Origin of the sequence: Mesorhizobium sp. M6A.T.Ce.TU.002.03.1.1 (genome assembly GCF_003997275.1) — a bacterium.
Taxonomy (GTDB): domain Bacteria; phylum Pseudomonadota; class Alphaproteobacteria; order Rhizobiales; family Rhizobiaceae; genus Mesorhizobium; species Mesorhizobium mediterraneum.
In genome coordinates this window covers 1-856 of the sequence record NZ_RZTI01000293.1, presented here as the reverse complement: position 1 = coordinate 856, position 856 = coordinate 1, and the positions used below count along the sequence as shown (strand labels likewise).

2 protein-coding genes and 1 pseudogene are annotated in these 856 nt (G+C 63.8%); all 3 read left to right on the top strand.

Annotated elements, in window-relative coordinates; genetic code table 11:
- A pseudogene (locus EOC93_RS33595) lies at positions 1-267 on the top strand (gamma-glutamylcyclotransferase); the annotation flags it as partial.
- Positions 251-481 (top strand): hypothetical protein, encoded by a 231-nt coding sequence (locus EOC93_RS33590; RefSeq protein ID WP_095482758.1) that lies wholly within the window; start codon positions 251-253, stop codon positions 479-481. The pseudogene EOC93_RS33595 and the gene EOC93_RS33590, both read left to right, overlap by 17 nt.
- Before the next feature lie 64 nt (positions 482-545).
- On the top strand, positions 546-856 hold a 311-nt coding region (locus EOC93_RS33585), incomplete at its 3' end, for a transcriptional regulator (RefSeq protein ID WP_164759399.1).

Below are 856 nucleotides of genomic sequence, written 5' to 3'. Positions count from 1 at the left end.
GCCTTCGTCGCCGACCGGAATGGCCCCGCCTATGCCGCAGGCCTGAACGAGCAGACCACGGTGGAAATCCTGTCGCTCGCCGCCGGCCACATCGGAAGCTGCGCCGACTATCTGCGCCGCACCGTCGTTCAGCTCGAAGCCCGCAACATCCGCGACGCCACGCTATGGCGGCTGCAGGGCAAGGTCGCCGCCTACCTCGGATCACTGCAATCCGGCACGCCCTTGCCGGCGCCAACCCTGGAGATCGAACATGCATGCGAAGGTTGAAGAACCATTCCTCCCGTCGGCTCTGGCACGGGAAGCGGTGCACCGGATCCTGTCGACGGGCAACGTTGAATTCTGTGGCGGCGAAACGGCTCAGATGCTGCACTATCTCGACCTGCTGACGCCGAGTGAGACAGCCATGATCCCTGCCAAAACGATTCCTGCAGAAACGAGGCCGCGCCTGTGGCAGCGCCTTTCCGGCATCTTTCGGGCTTGACCTTTACCGGCTTATGCGGCTCCGATGATCGCTGCGCAATCAGGCGCAGCGGTGGCGCAGGAGCTTGGCACACCAGGTCGGCAGCTCGGTTCTCGATCTCGACCGCGGCACATTGCGGCGTGACGGCGAGATCGTGCCGGTGCGGCCAAAGACCTTCGATCTGCTGGCCTTCCTGGTGCGTAATCCCGGCCGAGTGCTGAGCAAGGACGAACTGTTACAGGCGGTCTGGCCCAGCACCATCGTGACAGAAGATTCGCTCACGCAATGCATTCGCGATGTGCGCAAATGCATAGGCGACGAGACGCAGTCGCTGGTTCGCACCGTGCCCCGGCGCGGCTACATGTTCCAGGCTGCCGACGACGGTCTGTCCGCTTC

Bases quoted from the DNA above. Each gene is read 5' to 3' on its own strand.
- EOC93_RS33590 (WP_095482758.1), top strand. From the start codon at position 251: ATGCATGCGAAGGTTGAAGAACCATTCCTCCCGTCGGCTCTGGCACGG.